The organism is Moraxella sp. K02 (genome assembly GCF_041154755.1).
Taxonomy (GTDB): domain Bacteria; phylum Pseudomonadota; class Gammaproteobacteria; order Pseudomonadales; family Moraxellaceae; genus Faucicola.
Genome location: NZ_AP031592.1, coordinates 17737 through 36790, shown reverse-complemented (window position 1 = coordinate 36790; position 19054 = coordinate 17737). Strand labels below are relative to the sequence as shown.

At 42.6% G+C, this 19054-nt stretch carries 7 protein-coding genes; 4 read left to right on the top strand and 3 right to left on the bottom strand.

The window, feature by feature from the left end:
• Window positions 1-10: 10 nt before the first annotated feature.
• A complete protein-coding gene (locus ACAM39_RS11860; RefSeq protein ID WP_369628652.1) occupies window positions 11-1204 on the bottom strand; it encodes a S8 family serine peptidase in 1194 nt (397 codons plus the stop codon).
• Window positions 1205-1278: 74 nt separating this feature from the next.
• On the opposite strand from ACAM39_RS11860, the gene ACAM39_RS11855 reads away from it, so the two are divergent.
• A protein-coding gene (locus ACAM39_RS11855; protein ID WP_353551018.1) for an IS5 family transposase occupies window positions 1279-2074 on the top strand; the annotation gives its coding sequence in 2 pieces (ribosomal slippage) (window positions 1279-1539 and window positions 1541-2074; 795 coding nt in all).
• On the opposite strand, the gene ACAM39_RS11850 is transcribed toward ACAM39_RS11855, so the two are convergent.
• Both ACAM39_RS11850 and ACAM39_RS11845 read right to left on the bottom strand, forming a co-directional pair.
• A complete protein-coding gene (locus ACAM39_RS11850; RefSeq protein ID WP_369628671.1) occupies window positions 2018-3271 on the bottom strand; it encodes a S8/S53 family peptidase in 1254 nt (417 codons plus the stop codon). The genes ACAM39_RS11855 and ACAM39_RS11850 overlap by 57 nt on opposite strands.
• A gap of 2 nt (window positions 3272-3273) precedes the next feature.
• Window positions 3274-4449: an AAA family ATPase gene (locus ACAM39_RS11845; protein ID WP_036592178.1), complete on the bottom strand. Its 1176-nt coding sequence runs from the start codon at window positions 4447-4449 to the stop codon at window positions 3274-3276.
• A 663-nt stretch (window positions 4450-5112) separates the two neighbouring features.
• On the opposite strand from ACAM39_RS11845, the gene ACAM39_RS11840 reads away from it, so the two are divergent.
• The 3 genes from ACAM39_RS11840 (at window position 5113) to ACAM39_RS11830 (ending at window position 19053) form a co-directional block, all read left to right on the top strand.
• Complete coding sequence (locus tag ACAM39_RS11840) at window positions 5113-6903, top strand: ShlB/FhaC/HecB family hemolysin secretion/activation protein (protein ID WP_369628670.1); 1791 nt, start codon at window positions 5113-5115, stop codon at window positions 6901-6903.
• Window positions 6904-7049: 146 nt separating this feature from the next.
• Window positions 7050-18605 (top strand): two-partner secretion domain-containing protein, encoded by an 11556-nt coding sequence (locus ACAM39_RS11835; RefSeq protein ID WP_369628669.1) that lies wholly within the window; start codon window positions 7050-7052, stop codon window positions 18603-18605.
• The gene (locus ACAM39_RS11830; RefSeq protein ID WP_135890281.1) at window positions 18583-19053 is read left to right on the top strand and encodes a hypothetical protein; all 471 of its coding nucleotides are present in this window, start codon (window positions 18583-18585) and stop codon (window positions 19051-19053) included. Before ACAM39_RS11835 ends, ACAM39_RS11830 begins: the two co-directional genes overlap by 23 nt.
• The last annotated feature ends 1 nt before the right edge of the window (window position 19054 follow it).

Below are 19054 nucleotides of genomic sequence, written 5' to 3'. Positions count from 1 at the left end.
TAACCTTTTACTATGTTCGTAATCTATTAGAGACATGGGTTCTTATATCATTCGCTAACACACCATTTGCAGTTAATTGTTGTTTCATCTCATCAAAGATATGATGTTTCTTTTTATCATCAGAAATAGTTAAAATCACGGTAAACGGTACTGGTTCAATTATCTCGTATCCAGATCTTGCAAGTGGCTCGACAACTAAACGACATAGAGAATATCTACCTTTATTTGTCCATTTGTTCTGTATTTTTCTGACAGGCCACCATTTAAGCCCATGCTGAATCATATCTTTTTCAAATGCGTAATCTTTATCATTAGTTAGAATATTTTTAAATATTGGTTCGCCTTCTTGATTAGTTTTATCAGTCTGTTGTCTTAAACGAACATCTAAAGAGTTTAAAATGAATTCGGCACCATTGTGACGATCAATATTAGGGGTATAAACTAATGTAACTTGTGCAGTACCTGAAATTCCACCAGAAGGCGTTACTAATGATTGTGGCCAAGAAAACTCAAAATTTAGTTCTTGATTTTTGGAAATTTCACCTTCAAAAACCATTGTAATCTCGTTGTCTGCAGTGGTTAATGACTCATAAGCATTTTTAGGTATGCCATAGCCTACAAAATCATTTGAAATAGCTTTAAGTTCTCTAATCTGAGTCCAGTCTGGTTTTTCAGCATTATGTATCAATAATGCTTTTAATGTTTCAAGCTTACAATCTCCTTCAATGAGGTGATCAATATTAGCTAGAGTTTTAGCGACTAAAGGAGCAGAATAGCTAGTACCACAGCCAGAAGTTATACTTCCATTTGGGCTAAAGGATTTTAGATGATGGGGTTGAATCATACTACCACCCACATGAACTAAATCTGGCTTCTGTGCAAAAGAAACCCCTGGACCACGTCTTGAAAATCTGCTAGGAAAAAATTGATCAGATGTTAATTCAGGATCTACAGAACCAACAGTCACTGATAAGACACTTTCAGAAGGTATATAAATTCTATCTTCACCTTGATAAGGATATTCTGCAAGTTGTTTTAAAGCATCTACCTTATCTACTGGCCACTCATCACGAGCTAATTTGGGTTGTAAATTGCCAGCAGAAAGTACAAATATTACGCCGTGTTTTTTACTCATCTTATCCAGAAAATCAGCGTATAAACTATATGACTGGTCATTAACACAACTCACAAGATTTAAACTCATGTTTAGAACCTGTTCACGATTAAAAAATATGCTAGGATAAGCTACGTAATCAATTAATAACCGAATCAATCACCATGAGAAAAGCCTATCCAAGCGACATTAGCCGAAAACAATTTGAGCACATACTACCGATTTTAGAAAGTGCAAGGAAGAAGACCAAACCAAGAACGGTTGACCTGTATGACGTATTTTGTGGGTTATTGTATGTACTAAGAACAGGTTGCCAGTGGCGACAGCTGCCGCATGACTTTCCCAAATGGCGCACCGTCCACGCCTACTTTCAGAAATGGAGTGAGCTTGACGAAGAAAGCAACAGCATTCTTCATCAAGCCTTAAAAAAAATTGGTCAAAAAAGCGCGGAAGAAACACAAACGTAAGGGCAAAACCAGTTTTATCATCATCGATGCTCAAAGCGTTAAGAATACAGATACCGCCAAACACAAAGGCTATGACGCAGGAAAGAAAGTATCAGGGATTAAGCGCCATATTGCAGTAGATAGCCAAGGCTTGCCGCATGCTATCTGTATTACCACTGCCAATATCACCGACCGTGAAGGTGCTAAAACGTTACTTCGTCAACATGCTAAACGCTTAAGCCGGGTAAAAAATGTGATGGTTGATGGCGGTTATCGAGGTGAGGCATTTGCTAATAGTGTTAAATCTATTTTAGGCGAAACCGTTACCACAGAAGTTGCCAAAAGAGATGAACTGCATACGTTTAAAGTCATACCAAAGCGATGGGTTGTAGAACGTTCGTTTGCTTGGCTTGAGAAAAATAGACGCTTATGGAAAAACTGTGAGCGTCATTTAAACTCAAGCCTTCAACTTACCAATCTCGCTTTCATCGCTTTGTTGCTGAAAAGATTGTGAACAGGTTCTTAGAATTTTAATGCCTTTTGCCTTAACTTCTGGTAAATAATCATCAAGCTGTTTTAAAAAATCAATAAAGCCATTACTATAAAACTCTTCAAAGCTAAAAGTCGGAAATAAATCAATATCGAATATCTTGCATGGTGCTTCCTTGATAAATTTATCATTATTTATTTGGGTAGCATGAGCTAACAAACCAGCGATAAATGTTCCATGATTTCGCTCTTGCTGTAGATCATCCTGTATAAATTCAATGCCCCCAGTAACCCAAGGTCTAAGTACATCATTATCAGCAATACCAGTATCTATAACACCTACTACAGCGTATGATTTACCCTCTTCGGGAGCAAACGTTGATAGACTAGAAGATCCCAAATTTGTGCTTTCTAAAGATTGAATCACAGGTGGCAAGTAGACCATTCTTACTATAGAAGAGTTGTCTAAAATATCTAGCAACTCCACATGAATACTTTGATTTCTCAAATCATTATTGTTTTTAAACTTAATGATGAAAATTAAACTATCAATTTCTAAGTCGAGATCTAAATTGATTACCTCTAACATTAGTAATTTTTCTTTTATTTTGTGAAAACAATTTTGTAACTCACTTTCTTCAAGAAGTGTATAATTTTTAGAGCTGATAAAAGTTTCAATGTAATAGACACTACCAACATCTTGACTACAAAGCCATTCCATCGCTTGCTGTGCACTGAAGCTTCGTTTATCACTTTTATCATACAATCTTAATGAGCGAATTACCCCGACTTCACTTCTTAGAGGCGTGACTTTTTCTTTAGGATTTCCCGTTTTTTTGTCTATTTCTATTGAGTTGTGATTCGGAGCCTTACTAATAATAGAACTAATTTCATTCAACTTTTCTTTTGTAGTACCAATAATAATATTTCCAAGTTCATTACCTGCAGTTATGCTCTCAATATTTTTATCATTGAAAATTTTATTCACTGGACGATGGCTTTTAGCCCATCCATTAACCTGTAGCTCGACATTTGCATAGATGAGTCCATCATCTGGTGATGACTGTACAATAGAGTCTATGGAAGATATTAAGTTTTGCTTATGATTAATGAACTCTTTATCCCTACCACTAAAAAAGTCTGTATTACTACCGCCTGGCGTAGGAACTACACGCTGTATAAAATTTCTCGAGTTTAAAATAATTTGAACAGGGTTGCTCATTGTTATAATTCCTTCTTTAAAACTCTACTTATATTAGACTGAGATGTATTCAAAAGTTCAGCAATTTCCCTTTGATTAAATTTGAAACCTTCATCTTTATTTAAATTACGAATTAATGCATCTTCACTCTCATTTATAGATGTAAGGAATTTTGGATCTGTTAAATTTGCATTCAGGGTAATAAATTCTTTGAGTGCTTCTATAAAATTAAAATTTTCATTTGAAAGTATTTTCTTCCTAAAAAGGAAATTCATCAATTTATCAATATCTGAACCACTATAACCTTCTGTCACAACCGATAAAAATTTGTTCTGTAAATCTGAAAAGCCAAAAGCTTGATAAGCATTACTAGAGATAATTTCCTGTCTAATTTTCAAATTTGGTTTAGGAATTTGAATCCTTAAATCAAACCTTCTCCATATTGCGGAATCGAGTAACTGATCATGATTTGTAATAGCAACTGTAAATCCAGTTTTGCCACGCTCATCCAAGCACTGAAGAAGAGTATTAACAACTCGCTTTAATTCACCAAGTTCATTTGGATCGTCCCTTAATTTAGCAATCGAATCAAACTCATCTAATAGCAAAACACATTTATATCTATTTGCGAATGAAAATAAATTTGATATGTTTCTAGCTGTAGTACCTAAAAATGACGATAATAAGCCGTCAAGCTTAGCCGTAATCAACGGCAATTCTAATTTTTTCGCTAAATACTGAGCAAGCAGTGTTTTTCCTGTTCCTGGCTCTCCAAATAACATGACTGAATATGCTGGCTTAACATTATTTGTATTTAAATGTTCAATATTCATCCATTCTTCGAGTAGATAATCGATACTGTTATTTAGTGTTAAGTCAAAAATAGGTCTCATGTCAACCAAGTTTTTAGGAAATATTATTTCTGCTAGGTAATTGCCTGACTCCTTATCAACTGGCGGTTTTATCCCCTCTGGCATTCTTTCGCCTTCAAAATAATATTTAGATAGACTTACTCTACTTGGTTTCAACTCAGCTTTTAATGATTGACTGTCTAAAATATCTTTAAGCTTATTAGCTTCTTCAAATTTATTATCCTTCTCTAATGCTTTAATAAGTTTCTTTATATTATTTATGACTGCTACTGATGGCGAACCCATGCTCGCTCTGCAGATCGAAGTAATAATAGGAAAATAATCCATAGAGATACCTCAAAAAATATTTAGGACTTATTATATCAAAAAATTTTAATAATTGAATAAAAATAATAGTCTTATGCATAATTTTTTCTACATTTTGCATAATATTTTTAGAATATGTGTTAAAAAAATAAATCCATGAATATTATATTAATATTTTCTATAATTTTATTTCTCAAGATTAAAACGTCTAGTTCTAAATAATTTATTTGCGAACAAAGTATTTAATGAACTGCATAAATATAATGGATTCAATCTTATAAAGAATAATTCATGAGAATATTGATACGATAACAGTGAAAAAATGATAAATATTTTTGTTAAAAGCCAAATACGATAAAACCGCTGACTTAATCAGCGATTATCATTTTCAACAATAACAAGTGTTTTTAATGAAAAAGGAATCTGATTTCACTCTAAAAAAACTCTAATCTCATAGCCAATAAAATCTTGAGCATAATGTTACAATTGATTGCTAAATGTTTATTAGTGTTAATTTGTTAACTATTTTTTGATCAGTTATTTACAATTAAACAAGACAAGCGTAAATTTGCGACTAAACACCTGTTTGTAGAATGGATTTGCCTTAAGATGTCGTTAATTTATACAGTTAGTTCCTCCAAGCGTGCTGTTCAATCATTGCCTCGTTTACCCAAAACAATAAAGATGTATCCTATCAGCCTATGGCTAATCTTACCTATCTTGGCCCAATCCCAAGCGATGGCACTCACCCCCCAACAAATTGCTGATAACCAAATACAGCTACAACAACAGCGCGACGCCGCACGCAATCAGGCATTGATTCCAAACCCCACAGTAACCATTGACACCAAAGCCGTGGCGCCAACTAACGTCTCTGCCACGGTTGACCCCAATGCCCCTTGCTTTACCATTAACCAAATCGCCCTGACTGCCCTTGATCATAGAGCCTCTCAAGACTTGCACAACTTCGACTTTGCGCTATTGCCAGTGATCCAAGGCGATAGCAGCGTACTGGGCAAATGCTTAGGGATTAATGAGATTACCAGCGTGGTTACTCAAGTACAAAATCGCATCATTGAACGCGGCTATGCCACCACCCGCGTGGTCATTGGTAACCAGAACTTGCAAAGTGGCACCTTACTGTTAACCATTATTCCAGGTTATATCGACCAAATTAAAGCCGACACCCGTCAAAGCAACGTACCTGTGTATGTTGACGCCACAGGGCTACCCGCCAACTTTACCCCTGCGCTGCCGTTAAAGTCTGGTGATATCTTAAATATTCGTGACCTTGAGACCGGTCTTGAAAACCTAAAGCGGGTGCCAACTGCTGACGCTGATTTTTCTATCAGTCCAAGCAGTACTTCGCAAGCCCCGGGTCACAGTGATGTGTTAATCAAATACGCGCAGCGCCGTAAAGCGCGCTTAGGCATCGGCATTGATGACTCTGGGTCTAAAGCCACCGGTAAATACCAAGGCAATGTCACGCTAAGTCTCGACAATATGGCAAATTTAAATGATCTACTGTATGTCAGCTATGGCCGCGACCTGGGCAACCAAATTAATGATCAAGTAACGGGTGACAAAGGTAGCGAAAACTATGCCTTGGGCTATGTGCTACCGATTGATCGCTGGTTATTGGATGCCAATGCCAGTCATTACACCTATAATCAAACGGTGGCTGGTGCTAACCAAGACTACCAGTACCGTGGTGAAAGCGATAACCTGACAGTAGGGAGTCACTATTTGGCCCACCGTGATGCTAACAGTAAAACCTGGCTTAATGCCGGCGGCTTTGTGAAATCACAAAACAATTATATTGACGACACTGAAGTGGACGTACAGCGCCGAAAAATTGCTGGTTGGACCGCAGGACTGACTGATGAACGCAAATTAGGCGATGCTTCGCTGAGAACTGAGCTAACCTATCAACGTGGTACCGGTGCTTTAAATGCCATTGACCCGCCTGAGCGTTTATTTAACGAAGGTACCGCCCGTACCGGTATTTACAAACTTAGCAGCAGTTTAACCCGGCCATTTCGCTTAAACCTAGCTAACAAACCACAGCAGTGGGTGTACACCGGTACTATCAAAGGCCAATATGCGATGGATGCGTTGGTGCCCAGTGAGCGTATGGCGATTGGCGGTCGTTACAGCGTGCGCGGCTTTGATGGCGAACGCACCTTAGCCGGTGATCATGGCGTTTTAGCCCGTCAAGATGTGAGCTTGTATTTAGGCAACCAACCGCATGCCATCTACGCCGGTGTTGATGCTGGGTATGTGTCCATGAAAAACAAAGACCAAAACGATTTACTGCTCGGCCACAGTCTGGTCGGCGCTGCGGTGGGTATCAAAGGTCAAATCGCCCCACTGCACGCAAGCTATGATGTGTTCACCGGTTACCCACTCAAACAGCCCGATGGCTTTGGTGACAAACATTGGGTCTCAGGCTTTAGCTTAAACTTTGAATTTTAATCTCTTTAACCCTGTCTTGACTGTATTAGAGACGGCAGGGCTTGATGTTTTTTACCAACATATTACCTTACCCCTACTCGCTGCACGCATTGACCTCCCATCTTCCTAAAAAAACAGCATAGGGGTAACCCAATAAGGAAAACGCTATGAATAGCCGCCTGTATCGTGTGATCTTTAATAAAAACCTAGGTCGCCTAGTCGTGGTTTCAGAAAAAACTGTGGCCCAAGGCAAAGCTGGCAGCCAAGGTGGTCATGACAACAGCCACAGCACAGCTGACAGTCAAGCATGGGGTGTGGTTGGCTACTGCTATGGTAAATGGCTGACGCTTACCGCAGCTGTTTTAGTCAGTTTAGGGACGGCACAATGGGCCCATGCCGACGTACAAACCCAAGTGATTGCTGATAGTAATGCTGCTAAAAACGAACAAGCCACCATTTTAACAACCGCCAGTGGCATAACCCAAGTTAACATCCAAACCCCCTCAGCAGCGGGCGTCTCTAAAAACAGCTTTAGTCAATTTGACGTAGGTAGTGACGGCGTTATTTTAAACAACAGCCGAAAAAACACCCAGACCCAAACGGCTGGGTGGGTGGAAGGTAACCCGTGGCTTGGTAAAGGGGAAGCCAAAGTTATTTTAGGTCAGGTCAATTCAACCAGCCCCAGTCAATTGGCCGGTTATACCGAAATTGCCGGGGGCAAAGCCGAGCTGGTGATTGCTAACCCCGCGGGTATTACCTGTTCGGGCTGCGGATTTATCAATGCCTCTCGCACCACCCTAACCACCGGTCAAGCACAAATGGCGGATGGCAGACTTACCGGCTTTGATGTGAATGGCGGTAAAATTCGCATCGATGGTAAAGGATTGGATACCAGCACCAGTGACTATACGCAATTGATTGCTCAAACCAATGAGATTAACGCAAAGGTGTATGCTAAAAACTTGGATGTCATCTCAGGCAGCAACCAAGTTAGCTATGACAGCGATGCCAGTAACACCCAAATCACCCATAAGGACCCAGCGGCAACTAACCAAGCTACCGGCGTTGCGTTAGATGTTTCAAGCCTTGGTGGTATGTATGCCGGTAAAATCCGTCTGATTGGTACCGATAAAGGCTTAGGGGTAACCAATGCCGGGGATATTAGTGCCAGCAATAGCTTAAGTTTGGATGCCCAAGGTAACCTCACCAACACCGGCTTTATGGGTGCCAAAGACGGTGCAACAGTAAACGTCAATGGCAATGCCATCACCAACAGCGGCACCATTGCCAGTAGCCAACAAGGCGTGCAGCTTACTAGTAGCAGCTTAACCAACAGTGGACTGATTAGCGCACGCTCACAAGGTTCTATCCGCAATACCACCACCACCAACACCGGCACCCTAAGTGCTGGACAAGTGAATCTAACCACTGACAGCCTTAGCAACCAAGGGCGGATTGAACAAACCGGCAGCGGCAACCTTGCTGTTACCACGACTGGGCTTACCAACCAACATCAAGCGATCATTGGTCAAGCCTTATATGCTGATCAACCGACTGCCACTACCCCAAGCTTAGCCAACGCCCCTAGCACCGCGGCGACGGGCAGTCAGCAAGTTGCCAATAATACCAGTAACAGCACCAATCCTACCCCAGATACGTCTGTACCGGTGCTTGAACCGGTGACGGCTAATGGGCAAATCACGGCTAAACAGATTGACAACCAAGGCAGCAATGCCATCATTACTGCCAATGGCGGTATGGATGTCACCACCCAAACCTTAACCAATACGGATAAATCCAGTATCGCAGTCAATGGTTTACAAGCGGCCAACCGCGTTGATAACCAAAACAGCCGCATTCAGCTTGATACACTAAACTGGCAACTTAGCCAGTTTAACAACGTGCAAGGGCAAATTGTTAGCAAACAGGGTATTCACCTGACCAGCCAATCGCCGATTAATAATGCCCAAGGCGTGTTAGCGACTTTAGGCGATGCCCGTATTGACAGTACTGGGGCAATAAATAATAGCGACGGTGTGATTCAAGGCAAAGTCACCGATATCCGTGCTGCAAGTCTAGATAACAGCCGCGGCACAGTCGATGCCAAAGGCAATTTAACACTAACCAGCCAAGGCGACTTAATCAATACGCAAGGCAATATCAGTGCCCAAGGCGATGCCAATATCACCGCCGCAGGATTAAACAATGATCGCGGCGCCATTACCGCGACCGGTGGGCTTACCACGCAAAGCCAAAATCTTACCAACAGCGGTCAGCTGTATGGCGGCACGGGCAATCGCTTGACCAGCGGCGCCATTGATAATAGCGGCATTATTGGTAGTGGTGGTGCGACGACTATAACCACTAGCAGCCTTAATAACAGCAATACCGGTGTGCTAGCCGCTGGCTTAAACGCCGATGGCACCTTATCGACCCACAAAGCAGATCTGATCGTCAATACAACCGGCGCTTTGACCAGCCGTGGCACGCACCTTGCTACCGGCAAATTCAGCCTAACCGGCAACCCCACCGATTTAGCCGGTAGCACCACCCAAGCGGGGGAAATTAGCTTAAGTTCGGACGGTGATTTATCCACCCAAGACGCCAAGCTTACCGCCACCGAGACCATGAGCCTAAATGCCAAAGGCAGGTTAAATAACCAAAACGGTAAATTGGCGGCTAACACGCTTAACCTCACTGCCAACGCGTTAGATAACCGACATGGCAATATTACCCAAGCAGGCACCCATGATTTAAGCCTAAACTTACCGGGCGGACTCAATAATCAAGACGGTGTCATTGCCACCAATAGCCAAAACTTGACCATCAATACTGCTGATTTAAACAACCAAACCGGTCGTATTGAGCATGCAGGTAGTGGTAGTCTTTTATTGACCGCAAGCCGCGTGAATAATAGCCAGCAAGGTAGTGTGTTAAGCCTCGGTGAGCAAACCTGGCAGATTGCCGGGGATATTAATAATAGTGACAACCAACAACGCGGCGGTATTCAAGGCAAACGCTTTGATATTACCGCGAACAACTTAAACAATGATAATGGGGTGGTCGCTGCCTTAAGTGCCGCATCAACAGCTGACAGCCGTCTAGATTTAACAGGGACGTTGGCGAACACCAACAAAGCGGCGGTTTATGCCAGTAATGGCAGCTTAGCGGTGACGGCAGCTGACATCACTAACACCGGGCAAATCAGCAGTCGTGATCAGTTAACCACCACCAGTCAACGCTTTAGTAATACCGGTAGTGTCTACGCGGGCGGCAATGCCGCTATCACCAACCAAGGTAATTTAACCAACACTGCCATGATGGCAGCTGGTAACCAGCTAACCTTGGATACGGGTAGCCTTACTCAAACGGCTACCGGTCAATTGATCGCCGGTCTTAACCCTGATGGCAAATTAAGCACCCTACCTGCCCATTTAACCATCAATAGCCGTGACGCGCAAAGTAATGCCGGATTAAACTTGGCCGCCGGTGATTTAACGGTTACAGGCAGCGCATTGAACTACACCGGCAGTCAAAACCAAGCGCAAACTATCGCACTCACTGCTAAAACGGGTGATATCACTCTAAGCGGTGCGCAAACCCAAGCAGCCGGGCAAATTGCCATTAAAACGCCTGCAAGCTTGATACATGACTCGTTAGATGCGACGCATAAGGCAGTGATGCAAGCGGATCGCTTTGCCATTAACGCCGGCAATGTGTCGAACCAAGGCGGCACTATCAATCAAACGGGCAGTGCCGATTTCACCATTTATACGGGCAACTTTAACAACCAAGGCGGTCAATTGGGTGGCAATGCCAGCAACCTTAATGTAACCGCCACAGGTATTGTCAATAACCAAGACGGCGCACTGATTCACACTGGCAGCGGTGACATGCGTATCAGTGGTGCCAGTGTCAATAACACCCGCGGTCAGTTGATCACCAATAGGGGGTTAACTTTAACCAGCGCAGGCACCGTCACCAATGATGCCGGTGTCATACAAGCAGCGCAGGCAACGATTACTGCCGGGCAGTTAACTAACCAAACGCTTAATAACCAAGGCGGTAAAATTTTAACCAGTCAAGGCGATTTAACGGTAACGGGTGGTGTCAACTCGCAAGGCAGCGACTCAGTGATTCAAAGCGCCAACGATCTGACGGTAAACGGCGGGACGATTACCAATGGCAATGGCGCCATGCTATCGGCTGCCAGTGCGTTAACGGTGAATGCTGAAGCGCTTAACAATGACAAGGCCTTGATTGTCGCCAATCAAGCGATGGCGATTAACGCAGGTACCACCACTAACTCAGGCAGCATTGCCAGTGTCAATGATGCGGTCACTATAGCAGGTGGCAGTCTAACCAATACCGAGTCAGGTAGCATTCAAGCGGCAAAAGCGATTACCATTACTCAGGGCAATGTCGCCAACCAAGGTCAAATTGCCACCAACGATGCGTTAACCGTGGCTGCGACCGGTGCGCTTAATAACCAAAGCGGGACCTTGGCGGGTAGCAACGTAGCACTAACAGCGCAAACCTTAAACAACAATGCCGGCTTCATTAGCCAAAGTGCAGCCGATGGCAGTTTAACCATTACCACCCAAGGGTTACTTGATAATCAATACACCAAATCGAGCGATGCTACTAAACCCCTGGGTATGTTAGCCAACGGCACTGCTGTCATTCACGCTGGGGATGTCAATAACAATCACGGTCGTATCAACGCCAATGCTTTAAACCTTAGCAGCACCGGTAGCAGCGTCAATAATAAGGCAGGGGAAATCGCGGCCAAACAAGCGTTAATGGTGAATGCTGGCAATGCTAACTTAACCAATCAAACCGGTCAGTTATTGGGTCATACCACCAGTGTGACCGCAGCCGTAGTTGATAACAGCAATCATGGCTTGGTGCTGGCCAATCAAGATTTAACGGTGAATGCCGGCACTATTAGCAACAGCGATACCAAACAAGCTCCCGATGCTATCTTATCGAAAGGGTTGATTGCCGGTGGTGATGCCACGTTAACCGCGGCAGTGATCGACAATAGCAAGGGTCAAATGGTCGCGGGTAATGCCGCCACATTAAATGTTAGCCAAACGCTTAATAATGCTAACGGTCGTATTGAATCAACTCATGTCCAGGTCAATGGCAATAGCAATGGCAATGCCAACGTAGATAATACTTCAGGTTTAATCAAAGGTCATGAGCAAGTTGGTTTAACGGGCAAAAGCTTAACCAACACTGGCGGTCAGCTACGTGCGCCTACTTTAAATTTGGCATTTAACGACAGCTTTACCCATGGGGCCACCGATAAGCTTGAAGCCGATAATTTAACGCTCACCACCCAAGGCGACTTTACTAACCAAGGTAAGCTTGCAGCAGCTAAGCGCTTAGCAGTCATTGCACAAAACATTGATAACCAAAAAGATGCCAGTCTTATCAGTGCTGGGACTGATCCTGAGAGTGGAAACTTAATTATCACAGCGACCAACGATCTAAAAAATCGTGGGTTAATCAATGGCGATAAAACCCATTTGACCGCTGGCAATACGCTCAATAATCTCAGCTATGGTCGTATTTATGGGGATCATATAGCGATTAAGGCGAATACCTTAAATAACACCCCAGAAGGACATGGCACCCCTGCCCCTGTGATTGCAGCGCGTCAGCAGCTTGATATCGGGGTTAAACACTTAAACAACAACCCCAACCCTGATCGTGCGAATAAATTTAATAGCGACTTTAATGGTCAAGCACAAATTATCAGTAACAGTGATTTAAACATTGGCGGTGATTTAGATGCTAATCATATGGCGACGGGTAAAGCTGATAGCGTGAACAATCGGGGTGCGATCATTGAATCATTGGGTGATATGCGCATTGGTGCCACAAGCTTAAAAAATTTAAATGCCGATTATGAAAAAATGAGTGTTATCGATAGTAGTAAGCAGGTGACTGAATACTATCCTAATAATAAAAAAGGGTATCAGCCAATTGCTTATAGTATGGATAGTACCGAAGAGCATTACGATAGCTCAGAAGCCAAAATTGTTAAAGGTGGATGGAATGGTCACTGGCGAAAAACCTTAGTTACGCCCAATGGACGTTATCTAAAATATGATGAATTTAGCTATGATGCTACCGTGTATAAAGATGAGACCGTAAGTAGCGACCCTGCTTTAATTCGAGCAGGAGGCAACTTAAGCATTGAAGCGCAAACGGCACTCAATGATAAAAGTATGGTGATTGATGGAAAAACATTAGTACTAAAAGAAGACCCTGCGAATCCGACCCGATTTGGTTTGACTAACATTGGTGCAACTGGTACCAGTAAGCTTGAACATTCTAATATCAAGCATACGTTTTATGAAACTCATAAAAAACGTCGTGATGATAATCCATTAAGGAAAAGAGACTTTACTTATACTCACGAGCAGCCTGACGTCCCGACAGTTGAAAAGCAGTTAGATAGTTACCAATTGCCAATATTAAACGCTGATATTAGTGGCATGCCTACAACATTACCTGTAGATAAACAACCTATCGTTGATAGTCTTAATAAGGCAGTGACTGCCCTAAACACGCTTAAACAAAGCACCCAGTCCGCCTCTAATCAGACAGGCAGCGCTAACAATGACACTGCCAGCAAACAAGATGCCCTAAAGCTACTTGCCGACTTTGCCAAAGCCAACCCGGACAATTTGACCCCTGACCAACAAAAACAGCTATCTGACATTCTAGCTGCGCAAAAGGACGGTAAAGGGGTTAGCCAAGCACAGCTTAATGGGCTTATCGATAGTTTAAATGGCAGCATCAAGTCACAATATACCGAAGAAGTACGTGCCACAGGTAATGGCCCTACCCTGCCAAACAGTAGCCTTTATAATATTGACCCCAATAACCCCAATGGTTATTTGGTGGAAACCGATCCAGCCTTCGCTAACTATAAAAAATGGTTATCGTCTGACTACATGATGCAGCGCTTAGGCTTAGATCCAAGCAACATGCACAAGCGATTGGGCGATGGCTACTATGAGCAAGGCCTGATTCGTGACCAAGTCATGACCTTAACCGGTCGTCGTTTCCTAGGCGACTACACCACTGATGATGCCATGTATCAAGCGCTGATGGACAATGGTGTTGCTACCGCTAAAGCAATAAACTTACGCCCTGGTATTGCACTCACTGCTGAGCAAATGGCGCAGCTGACCACCGATATTGTGTGGCTGGTTGAGCAAACCATTACCTTAAAGGATGGTACTAAACAAAACGTACTGGTTCCCAAAGTCTATGTTCGCTCAAAGGTCGGTGATTTAAAAGGTGACAGTAGTTTAATTGCCGCCCGCAACATGGATATGCAGCTCACCGGCGATTTAACCAACCAAGGTAACATCGTGGCTCACAATGGGCTACGTATTCAAGCCAATAACCTCAATAACCAAAACGGCGGGGTAATCCAAGGTAACTTTGTTCAAGTTAACACTAAAAACGATTTAAACAACTTAGGTGCTACCTTAAAAGCTAACAATGCCATGGCTCTCGATGTGGGGGGCAAGCTAAACAATAGCAGCACCACCTATCATACCGAAAGTAAGCTTGGTCAAAGCAATGCCTGGCGCACTGGCATTGACCAAATCGGTCAAATCTATGTGGGCGATGGCTTAAAAGGTAAAACCGATGACAACGGTCGACCCCTTACCACCTTAAGCATTGATGTGGGCGGTAATGCCACCTTTAACGCCGGTCAACTGATTAATCAGGGCGGCACATCTAGTCTGGTTGCCCAAGGTGATGTGGCGTTAAATGCGGTCAATACCGGTTATCAAATTAATGCCATCAAAGATGGCAATAATTATACTAAATCTGGTCAAACTCAGGATATTGGCAGCGTGGTCGCCAGCCAAGGCAGCACTTATATTCAGTCCAAAGGGGGTAGTATCACCGGTACGGCAGTGACCATTCACAGTGAGGACGGTACCAGCTATCTCGATGCTAACAAAGACATTACCTTAAAAGAAGGACGTGCCACCAGTAATTTAGAAACCGCTATTAAAACCACTAAAAAAAGCTTGTTAAGCCGCAAAACCACCCAAGATCGCAACAGTGCGACCAGTGATGAAGCGATTAGTGGCAATGTCACCGGCGACCGTGTGGTTATAAACGCGGGCAATGACATCCAGTTAACCGCCACCAACGCGATCAGCCAAAGCGGCACCACGCTTAATGCTGGTAATAATCTTACCCTTGATGCCGCTGAAAACCGCTACAGTCAAAGCAGCAGCCATAACCAGAAAAAATCAGGACTATTTGGTAATGGTGGTGCCAGCTTTACCTTAGGCACCCAAAAAACGGCCAATGACAACCGTACTGACTCAACGACGCATACTGGTAGTGTCGTCGGTACCTATAATGGCAATACAGTCTTAACCGCAGGTGATCATTACCAACAAACCGGCAGCAAAGTATTTGCACAGAACCAAACCACGGATAATCCCAAAGACTTAAATTACGGCACCACCGTAATCAATGCTAATTCAGCGAATGTCACCAATACCACGGCAACCACAGAATCGCATAACAGCCAAAGTCAAAAAACTACTGGCTTAACGGTGAGTGTGTCGAATAGTTTAATTGACCAAGCGCAAGGCATTAACAGCTTAGCCAAAGCAGGACAAACGGCCAACAGCGACCAAATGAAAGTCATGGCAGGGGTTGCAGGGTTTAATAAGCTGCGCACACTCGGTAAAGGGGCACAAGCGGCTGCTGACAGCCTACAAAAAAATGGGCTGAGTGAAGCAGGATTAAAGGGTGTGGGCAATACCCGCATTCAAGCCACCATTGGCAGTCAATCGAGCAAATCGAATCAAGATAGCTTGTCAGGCAACAACGAAGCCTCAACCATTGATACCAATAACTTGGTGCTTAATATCCAAGGTAAAGGCAAAGACAGCGACTTTGTCCTAACCGGTAGTGACTTAAACGTTAATGGCGATTTGTACAACAACGTCGAAGGCGATGTGGTTTATCAAGCCGCCACAGGCAAAGGCTATGAGCGTAGCAGCAACAAATCAAGCGGCTTTGGAGTTGGGGTGTATGCCGATAGTAAAAGCCAAGGCTTTACTGTCAATGCCAATACCGCCAAAGGCTATGGCAATGGTGAGACAACCACTAATGCCAATAGCCATGTCACCGTTGGTGGCACCACCTATCAAAACATTGGTGGTGATCTTGTCTTAGATGGTGCGGTAGTAAAAGGCGATCATATGAGCGGTCATATCGACGGGGCCATCTTAGCCAAAAGCCGTCCGGATACCGCCACATACACAGGCAAACAAACCAATGCTGGCGTTAGTGCGGACATTGGATTTAATGGGGTACCACAAAGTGTTAGCGTGAATGCGGGCAGATCAAAAGTGAATGCCGATTATGCGGCGGTGAAAGAGCAAACCGGTATTGCCATGAATTCATCAAATGTGGTGGTGGGTAAAGCCAGCCGCTTTGATGGGGCGTATTTTACTACGGCAACGCCTGAAGATAATCAAACCGTATTTAAAGAGGGTGTGACTGTCACAAATATTGAAAACCATATGAATTACAAGGGTGATTCGATTAATGTGGGTTTGGGTTCGGGTCTTAACCCAGAAACACAAAAAATTAGTCCACCTGGTATCAGCGGCATTGGTTATGGCAAAGATGGTAATAATCAAACCAGTACGACCTATGGTGCGGTCACGGGTATGGCAGGGAAGCCTGCGGTGACGACGGCAACCGTATCGAGCTTGAATAAACCATTAGAGAACAGCTTTGATAAGACAGCGGTAGAGGCACAACTGGGTGCGCAAGTTCAGGTGAGTCAGGCGTTTGATACCGAGCGTCGTACTTATCGCTTGGAGATGGCTCAAGATGAGCAAAAACTGAGAAAAGAGGCAGAAGAAGCACGTAAGCAAGGCAATATAGCAATTTATGATGCTAAAATTAAAGAGGCAGATAAACAACAAGAAAAAATGGTGTTGTTTGATAGTATTACTGGAGCGATTTATGGGCCAAATACCAATGGCGTAACTGGGTATGTCGCAAGAGCGGTCGCTCCTGAGGTGTCATTCAGGATTGGGCAGTATTTCAAAGAAAATCATGGTGAAGGCACGGCTCCGCATATTTTAGCTCATGGTATTTTAGCCGCTGCAGTGAGTGTCGCAACGGGGAATGACCCAACGACAGGTGCGTTGTCTGCAATGGGCTCGGAAGCTGCTGCTCCGATAGTAGCGAAATTCTTGTTTGGTGATAAGCCAATTAGTGAATTAACAGCGGAGCAAAAAGCAACAGTGAGTAGTATTACCAGCCTTGCAGGTTTGGGATTAGGTTCTACGACTGGCAATGTGGGTAGTGCGGTGAATGCTGGGGAAGCGGCAAAAACTGCGGTGGATGATAATTACCTAACTCAAAAACAACAACTTGCTTATAAAGATGAAATGGTTGAACTACAAAAATGTATGGCTAAACAAACTCCAAAAGAATGCCAAGAAAAGGCAAATAAAATTTTGGATCGTTATATAGCTATAAGTGAAGTACAAGATTATCGTCTGAGAAGAAACCTTCAAGAATGCGGTAATACTATAAAATGTACTGCTGATTACAAACGTTTTGTCGATAACGTAGCTGGTTATACAACACAGTTTATAGCAAATATAGATAAAATGAAATTTGGTGGATATCAAGGTAAGTATCCATATTATGATGCACAAGCACGAGCAAAACTCGAATATTTGGTTGCATTACAACAGAATGCGACGGGTCAAATTTTGAATCGTTTAGATACTGCTTACAATGATTATGCTAGAAATAGTTGTGGAAGCGTCAAAAGCAACGTCTGTGAGGTTAAGTTTGAACAGAACGTATTACAACCCAATGGTCTAATGAATGAGGAATGGAGAGTTGTTAAAGCATCCAAGCTTCTTAAAGCTCAAAATTTAGATAATATTGATGATGCTATCAGTAATGGCACGATTGGTCCAGGTGTAGCCACATATTTATCCGTTAGTCAGATATTACTGCCAACCAGTAATACTGATGTTGCTCTTCTAGGTGCTGGCAGTTTTGTGAGTGTTGGTGGGAAAGCTTATCGAGTTGTTAAAAATGCGAAAGGTGCTGTTACAGGGTTTCAAAGTGCCAGTGGTGAAGTTAAGACCCTTGAGCAGTTGAAAGCACAGGTTTCAAAATCAAATATTCATGCTGGTGGAAACGGTACATTTAGTGCACCTAACAAGATAGAATATAAACCAGCTGGAAGCTTCACTAGCCAGACTGTTAACGGTGTAGTAGAACCTTATTGTGGGCCAGCATGTGCTACTATGATCGTCAATGATAGAGGACAAAAAATAAATTTAAGTGAAATGGTAGAAAAGTTTGACGTTAGCCCAAATGGAGTTCGAACTGACCAATTATCTAAGGTACTTAGAGAGCATAATGTCAGCAATCATATGGATACAAATATGTATCCTTCGGAATTAAATAGTGCTTTACAACAAGGTAAAGAAGTCATTGTCCAAGTCCCTGCTGGTAATCAATATCATTTCTTTATAGTTGATAAAATTCAAAATGTCAATGGAGTCAAATATTATATGGTTAGAGATTCTCTAAGTGGTCCAAGAGGAATAAGATCGGATATACTTGACAAAGCTATGAATTTACAAGGTGGATCAAATGCAATTATTATCGGAAAATAAGTTAACTTTCAAAGAGTTGAATAATAACATTAATATGTACATTAATCATCATGTAAAAATGACTGGAATCATAGTTATAATAGATAATGAGCTTTATCTTATTGATAGTGATTACGCTGATTATACTAAGAACTATAAACAATCTATTAAAATTAAGTTATTAAATAAAGATGTGGCTTTTTTATTCAGAGAAGTAATTCTTCGGTACTCTGGAGGTGAAAGTTTTATTTTTCATAAAGCAACTATAGATGGAAAAATATTATCTAAAGAAAATGAAATAATCATAGATCCTTTTTTTGTTACTTTGGAGCAAGATTTTCCTGATAATACTACTAAACTTTTTCACATAAGAATTGATAATGACAAAATTGAATTTTTAAAGAAAAATAGATTTCCAATTTTTGATTTTGACAAAAACAGTTCTAATGATTGGCTCGATTACTTCTAAC